The organism is Stenotrophomonas sp. 2YAF22, assembly GCF_052114665.1.
Classification (GTDB): Bacteria; Pseudomonadota; Gammaproteobacteria; order Xanthomonadales; family Xanthomonadaceae; genus Stenotrophomonas; species Stenotrophomonas indicatrix.
In genome coordinates this window covers 1-6,851 of the sequence record NZ_JBFRFE010000186.1, presented here as the reverse complement: position 1 = coordinate 6,851, position 6,851 = coordinate 1, and the positions used below count along the sequence as shown (strand labels likewise).

The following is a 6,851-nucleotide window of genomic DNA, read 5'->3' as shown; positions in this document are numbered from 1 at the left end:
GCCTGACACAGTTGGCAGGGGCGAACCTTTGTTCGCCCCATCCACGCATGGCGTGGATCTACTGGTCTGGTGGGTGCCGACCGTTGGTCGGCACGCCAGGACCTGCCGCGCTTACCAGCGCGGGGTCTTGGTCAGCGGCGGGGCCTGGTGCTGGCGGTCATAGGCGCGCAGCTCATCACGGATGTGGGCGATGCGCTGGCGACCGAGCGCGTTGCGGCCGTCATCCAGCACCACGCCATCGAGCAGCTCGGCCATGCGCTGCACGGTCGGCAGCATCTTCTCCCAGGCGTCCAGCGCGGTCAGCGGCGCCGGAAGAGTCAGGAAGAAGGCGATGGCCGGGGTTTCCATGGCGCGGATGTTGCCCATGTCGAAGCTTCCCGGTTTCATGATGCTGGCCATCGAGAAGATCGGGCCCCGTTCGGGATGACCCTCGACCAGCCGGTGGAAGACATTCATGTGGCCAAACACCAGACCGGTCTTTTCCGCTGCCACGACAATGTCTTCGCCGCGCAGTTGTTCGCCGGCGCGGGCGGCGACGAACAGCGAAACGATCTTGTCGAAATCCTGGGTCGCACGCTTGCCCAGATCGTTGGCCGCGCCATCGACGTCGGGCAGCCCCAGTTCGGCCTGCTCGACCGCGTCGCCCATGCCAGGCTCGACGCGGCCGTCGGTCACGGGCACGCCATCCTCGCCCAGCACCGGCTCGCGGCGTTCGCCGCTGGTCGGTTCAGCGCTATCGAGGCGACGGCCCTGGGGCTTCTTCTTGGGACGGCCAAACAGGAAGATCGCAGCGACCAACAGCAGGCCGGCGGCCAGGATGCCGATGCGCAACAGTGCCGTGTCGGACATTCGTTAGGTTCTCCGGCTAGTTCATTCAGGTAACTAGGATGGCACGTCAGGCCGCGCCCGCCAATCGCGCGGCTTCTTCCAGGTCCACGCTCACCAGGCGGCTGACACCCGGTTCGCGCATCGTCACGCCCGACAACTGGTGCGCCGCTTCCATCGTGGCCTYGTTGTGGCTGACGAACAGGAACTGCACCTTCTCGCTCATTTCCTTGACCATGTTGGCCAGGCGGCCGACGTTGGCTTCATCCAGCGGCGCGTCCACTTCGTCCAGCAGGCAGAACGGCGCCGGGTTGAGCTGGAAGATCGCAAACACCAGCGCCACGGCGGTCATCGCCTTTTCGCCACCGGACAGCAGCGAGATGCTCGACACCCGCTTGCCCGGGGGGCGCGCCATGATGGTCACACCGGTGTCGAGAAGGTCTTCGCCGGTCAGCTCCAGGTAGGCGTGGCCGCCGCCGAACAGGCGCGGATACAGCGCCTGCACACCGGCGTTTACACGGTCGAAGGTGTCCTTGAAGCGACCCCGGGTTTCGCGGTCGATCTTGCGGATCGCATCTTCCAGGGTCTCCAGCGCGGTGGTCAGATCCACGTGCTGGGCATCCAGATACTCCGAGCGCTGCGAGGCTTCGCCGTACTCGTGGATCGCGGCCAGGTTGACCGGTTCAAGCCGGCGCATGCGACCGTCGATCTGGTGCACGGCCTGTTCCCAGTCGCCCAAGCGCGCCTCTTCGGGCAGCGCGTTGATTACATCCTGCAGCACGAAACCGGCCTTCTCCACTGCGCCCTGCAGGGTTTCGGCACTGAGTACCAGCGCCTGCTGGTCCAGCTTGCGCTGCGAGATACGCTCGCGCTGGGACAACGCCTGCTCGTCGCGCTGGTGGCGGGTCTGCTCGTAGTTGCGCAGTTCGGCATCGATGCCATCCAGCAGCGTGCGCGCTTCGGTCAGCACGCGATCGGCACGCACGCGCTCTTCCAGCGCGTTCTGGTGCTCGGCCTGCAGCGACTCGACCGGTGTATCGCCTTCGTCCAGCTGCGAATGCAGTTCGCCCAGGCGCGAATCCAGCTGGCCACGCTGGGTGCTCATGCGTTCCAGCGCCTGGCTCAACGAGGCCACCTGGGCGCGCTGCGATTCCAGGGTCAGGGCCAACGCGTGCGAACGCTCGCGTACCGCACGGGCGGCGTCGCGGGCCAGATCGCGCGCCTCGGTCAACTGACGGCGTTCGCCCTCCAGGCCCTGCCGGTTCGACTCCAGGTCACCCATGCTGTTGACCGCATTCTCCAGCCGCGAACGCGCTTCACGCGCCTGCTCGCGATTGATGTCCAGGGTCTCCAGCAACTGGCTCAGCTCGCCTTCGATACGGTCGATGCGCGTACGTGCCGCCTCGACCTTGCCCTGCTGGCCCTGCAGCTGGCCGGCCAGTTCGGACACCGCGCGGTGCGCCAAGTACAGCGCGCGCTGCGCATCCTCGCGCTGCTGTTCGGCCGCCAGCAGGTGCTCACGGAAACCGGCCAACTGTTCTTCCAGTTCGGCTTCGCGCGATTGCAGCTGTTCTATCTGCTCGCGCAGCTCATTGATTTCGCGTTCGCGCAGCAAGGCGCCCTGCTTGGCGGCGCCGGAGCGCGATACGCGCACCCAGCCTTCGCCCAAGCGTTCACCGCCCTGGGTGATGATGGAATCACCCTCAGGCAGGCTGGCCTGCAGTGCATTGGCTTCGGCCAGGTCGCGCGCACCGTGCAGGCGCGCAAGCAGGCGCCGGATCGGCGCCGGGCCACGCACGCGTGCAGCCAGCGAGGTCGGCGCAACCTTCAGGTCCGCGCCGTCATTGGCAACCAGCGCGATGCGGCCTTCGCCCAGTTCGCCCAGCGCGTCGACCAAGCTGGCCGGGTCATCGACCAGCACGCCTTCGATCAACTGGCCGAGGGCGCTTTCCACTGCGTTTTCCCAGCCGGCATCGACGTCCAGGCGCTCGCCCACGCGCGCGGCCGAATCCAGGCCACGCGACTTCAGCCACGCCACCGCCGCGCCCTGCTCCTGGCCGAGTGCAGCCTGCTGCAGGGTTTCCAGCGAAGACAGGCGCCCGCGCAAGCCATTGACCTGCTTGCGCAGCTCGGCCAGCTCGTTCTGCCCGTTGCGCTGCTGCTCCTGCACGGCGGCGACACCGTGCTTGCGCTCCTCGACCTGCTCGGTCAGCTCATCCAGCGCGGTCTTCTGCGTATCGTGCTGCAGGTGCAGCTGCTCGAAGACTTCATCCAGTGCATCCACGTCCAGCCCAGCACGTTCGGCCGCCAGCGCTTCGCGGCGGCGATCGGCATCAAGGATCTGCTTGTCCAGGTAGTCCACGCGGGTGCGCTCGACCTCGCCAGCGCGCGAGGCTTCCGAGCTCTGCGAGGTGTGCTGCTCCCAACGCTGCTGCCAATCGGACAACCGCGCTTCGGCCTCACGCAGGCCTTCCTGCTTGATCTCGTTCTCTTCCTGCAGTTCTTCCAGCTGCGGGGTGGCCGCATCGACCGCTTCGCGCAGCACCATCAGCTTGGCTTCGTCACCACTGATGTGCTGGCCAAGCTCGGCCAGTGCCTGGCGGGTTTCATCGCGCGCCTTGTGCAGACGCTGCGACAGTTCGCGCTGGTGCTGGATCTGCTGTTCGAGACGGGCCAGCGTACTGCCCACCTGGTAGACCTCGGCCTGCGCGGCATTGAGCGCGTCGGCAGCCTCCTCGCGGCGCACGCGGGAAGTCTCGATCCGCGCCTCAGCGTCGCGCTGGTCGGCAATCAGCTGCTGCAGCTTGGTTTCTTCCTGCGACAGCCCTTCGCGCAGCTTGGACAGGCGACCATCCAGGCCACGGTATTCCAGCGCCTTCCACTCCGCATCCTTGACCCGGCGTTCTTCCTGCAACGCCTGGTACTGCTCGGCCTGCTTGGCCTGCCGCTTGAGGTGCTCGAGCTGCTTGGTGATTTCCTCGCGCAGGTCGCCAAGGCGGTCCAGGTTCTCGCGGGTGTGGCGGATGCGGGTCTCGGTTTCCTTGCGGCGCTCCTTGTACTTGGAGATGCCGGCSGCCTCTTCCAGGTASACGCGCAGGTCTTCCGGGCGCGCYTCGATGATCTGGCTGATCATCCCCTGCTCGATGATCGAGTAGCTGCGCGGGCCCAGGCCAGTGCCGAGGAACAGGTCGGTGATGTCGCGACGACGGCACTTGGTGCCGTTGAGGTAATAGTTGCTGCTGCCGTCACGGCTGACGGTGCGCTTGACCGAGATCTCGTTGAACGAGGCGTACTCGCCGGAGATCGTGTGGTCGGAATTGTCGAAGATCAGCTCGACGGTGGCCTGCGAGACCGGCTTGCGGGCATTGGAACCGGAGAAGATCACGTCGGTGAGCGAGTCACCACGCAGGCGGCTGGCCGAACTTTCGCCCATGACCCAACGCACCGCATCGATGATGTTCGACTTGCCGCAGCCATTGGGGCCTACCACGCCGGTCATGTTGGTCGGCAGGTGCAGGGTGGTCGGATCGACGAAGGACTTGAAGCCGGACAGCTTGATCGTGGAAAGACGCATGGCGTGATTGGGTTCCGGGCAAGGGCCTTACGGCCGCCACCATAGTGGATGTCAGGTCAGCCAGCACCTCAAGCCCTTGATTTCAAAAGAATTCAACAAGGCCAAGGGTGACGCAATGGAATGAGTATAGCGGGGCCAATGTTCCACGGGCGGGATGACCGTGGGAGGAGGCTCAGCGCTCACGCCCGCTGGTGCTTCCCCGCTCTGCCGGGGACCGCCCCGTAAACCGACCCGGGTCCGGAAAATGAGACCAACGCATTGATCTTCATGGATTCATCCAGGATCTATCGACACGGGCGTCGCACGCCAAGCACCGACCCGGCCGGACGGGCCGCCCCAAAACAAAACGGGCACCCTTGCGGGCGCCCGTTCTGGTGATACCAGGCCTTGCGGCGTGGGATCAGGCCTTTTCGGCTTCAACCACGACCTTGACGGTGGTCTCGACGTCCGCGTGCAGGTGCACCAGGACTTCGTACTCGCCAATGTTGCGGAAGGCGCCTTCGCCCAGGATGACTTCGCTCTTGCTCAGCGCCAGGCCGGCAGCGGTGAAGGCATCGGCGATTTCGCGGGCGCCGACCGAGCCGTACAGCTTGCCTTCGGTCGAAGCGTTGGCGGCGACGGTCACGCTCGCGCCTTCCAGCTTGGCCTTGCGGGCTTCGGCTTCAGCGTGGATGGACTGGGCCTTGGCTTCGTAATCGGCGCGCTTGGCTTCGAACTCGGCCTTGTTGCTCTCGGTGGCCGGAACGGCCTTGCCCTGCGGCACGAGGAAGTTACGGCCGTAGCCCGGCTTCACGTCGACCAGGTCGCCCAGGTTGCCGAGGTTGGTGACTTTCTGCAGGAGGATCAGCTGCATGGTATTGCTCCAGATAAGTTATTCGTTAGCGAGGCGCGGGCCCCGCAACAAAGGCTGTCCGAATAGCTGGCACAGCGGGGGCAGCGCGAAGCTGCCCCGCCGGCATCAGACGTCGTGGTTGTCGGTGTACGGAATCAGGGCCAGGAAGCGAGCGCGCTTGACGGCGGTCGCCAGCTGACGCTGGTACTTCGACTTGGTACCGGTGACGCGGCTCGGCACGATCTTGCCGTTCTCGGTCAGGTACTGGCGCAGGGTGTTGAGATCCTTGTAGTCGATCTCCTTGACACCTTCGGCCGTGAACTTGCAGAACTTGCGGCGACGGAAGAACTTGGACATGTCAGTGCTCCTTAGGCGGCCGAAGCGGCGTCGTCGCCGGCATCGTTGTCAGCGGCGGGGGTGGTTTCGCCTTCTTCGTCATCACGACGACGACGCTCACCACGCTCGGGCTTGTCGCCCTTCTCGTCCTTGCTCTTCATGATCAGCGACTGCTCGGTGTCAGCCTCGTCACGCTTGATGACCAGGTTGCGCAGCACGGCGTCGTTGAAGCGGAAGCTCTCGGTCAGTTCGGTCAGAACGGCCTGGTCGACTTCGATGTTCAGCAGCACGTAGTGCGCCTTCACCAGGTTCTGGATCGGGTACGCCAGCTGGCGGCGGCCCCAGTCTTCCAGACGGTGGATGGTGCCGTTGCCGTTCTCGACCAGCGACTTGTAGCGCTCGATCATGGCCGGGACCTGCTCGCTCTGGTCCGGATGGACCATGAACACGATTTCGTAATGACGACTCATGTTTTTCTACCTTTCGGATGTGGCCTTGCGGCCGGACAGCCCCCCGCCGTTGATACCGCGGTGGGGCAAGGGATCCTGCCAGGGAGGCAGGAAGCCGCGCATTATGGCGCAGATGGGGGGCGTGAACAAGGCAGGGACCTTCAGGGGCCAATGAGGGGCCGCAGGCAGCGCCCCGAAATCAAAAATATTTCCTTCAAATTCAACGACCTGAACTACCCCAGATCCACATGCAGGCGGTGCTGGCCGCATTGCAGGCACTGGAACAGGCAGCCCACCATCATTCCGTCCCGGGCCAGGTGCTGCAACACCCAGCCAGCATCACGCGGGTTGACCGCTTCCACGTCGGGCCGGACCTCGTCCAGGATCGGCGCCACATCATCACGGCCGGCATAGCCCAGGAAGGCACAAGGAGTATTGCAGTGGGTCAGCCAGACCGGCTGCTGCCAGGAGAAGTAACCCGGTGTGCGCTCGCAGATCTCCAGCAACTGTTCGCGGGGAATGGTCGGAGGCGGATCGGCCGGGTCCGGCGACACACCCTCGATGTCGCTCCAGCCGATGAAATCGCCCTGGAAACGCTCCACCGCCCGGCCATCGCCGATGCACCAGGGGCACAGATAGTCCGGCGCATCGCCGGCACAATGGAAGCTGCACAGGTAGCGCAGCGTTCGCGACTCGCCACAGCAATCGCAGACACCGGCAACCTCCTCGAAGGAGATCGCGTAGGCGTTGGGGGAATAGGGGAAAACCGGACGTTCCATCCTTGGATCCTCTGCGCTAACGTCCCGCCATGGACCGACTCACACGAATGCGGCAC

Annotated in this window: 6 protein-coding genes; all 6 read right to left on the bottom strand. The window is 65.0% G+C overall.

Annotated features, from left to right (window positions below; translation table 11 throughout):
* Positions 1-111: 111 nt before the first annotated feature.
* Entirely contained in the window at positions 112-849 is a 738-nt protein-coding gene (zipA, locus tag AB4Y84_RS09370; protein ID WP_363732749.1) for a cell division protein ZipA, read from the bottom strand.
* Positions 850-895: 46 nt separating this feature from the next.
* Complete coding sequence (gene smc, locus AB4Y84_RS09365) at positions 896-4,399, bottom strand: chromosome segregation protein SMC (RefSeq protein WP_442250049.1); 3,504 nt, start codon at positions 4,397-4,399, stop codon at positions 896-898.
* A gap of 400 nt (positions 4,400-4,799) precedes the next feature.
* The gene (rplI, locus tag AB4Y84_RS09360; RefSeq protein ID WP_025876905.1) at positions 4,800-5,252 is read right to left on the bottom strand and encodes a 50S ribosomal protein L9; all 453 of its coding nucleotides are present in this window, start codon (positions 5,250-5,252) and stop codon (positions 4,800-4,802) included.
* A 105-nt stretch (positions 5,253-5,357) separates the two neighbouring features.
* A complete protein-coding gene (gene rpsR / locus AB4Y84_RS09355) occupies positions 5,358-5,588 on the bottom strand; it encodes a 30S ribosomal protein S18 (protein WP_002804494.1) in 231 nt (76 codons plus the stop codon).
* An 11-nt stretch (positions 5,589-5,599) separates the two neighbouring features.
* The gene (rpsF, locus tag AB4Y84_RS09350; protein ID WP_025876882.1) at positions 5,600-6,037 is read right to left on the bottom strand and encodes a 30S ribosomal protein S6; all 438 of its coding nucleotides are present in this window, start codon (positions 6,035-6,037) and stop codon (positions 5,600-5,602) included.
* Between the two features lie 212 nt (positions 6,038-6,249).
* Positions 6,250-6,795 (bottom strand): CbrC family protein, encoded by a 546-nt coding sequence (locus tag AB4Y84_RS09345; protein WP_442244327.1) that lies wholly within the window; start codon positions 6,793-6,795, stop codon positions 6,250-6,252.
* Between the last annotated feature and the right edge of the window lie 56 nt (positions 6,796-6,851).